This window comes from Vibrio sp. 10N.222.55.C6 (assembly GCF_041473395.1).
Classification (GTDB): Bacteria; Pseudomonadota; Gammaproteobacteria; order Enterobacterales; family Vibrionaceae; genus Vibrio; species Vibrio crassostreae_C.
On record NZ_JBFRSD010000544.1, the window covers coordinates 1 to 285 of the forward strand.

A 285-nucleotide genomic window follows, 5' to 3' on the forward strand; every position below is an offset into this window, starting at 1 on the left:
TCCTGCAGCAGGGCGAGTAACAACCAAAGCCTCTACAGGATTGTTGGATCCATCGGCGTCGCCTACAACCATCACGGTGTAATCTAATTCACCGCTTAAATCGAATTGGCTTGGAGAAATAACAGTAGCAACAGCGTCACCTGGGAGTTGAACATCGACTTGAAGAGTTGTCTGTCCTTGATCTACTGAGGCGTATCCGGATGCCTGAGCATAATCGACACCGCTCCAACGAGCCTGGCTATTGACTAAAACGTTAGCTAAAGGCGCATCTGGCGATGCATGTAC

The 285-nt window shown here is 49.5% G+C and carries 1 protein-coding gene; it reads right to left on the minus strand.

From position 1 onward, the window contains the following. Nucleotides 1-285, minus strand: a 285-nt coding sequence (locus tag AB4486_RS25010; RefSeq protein ID WP_372119397.1) for a DUF4397 domain-containing protein, incomplete at both ends; no start/stop codon positions are given.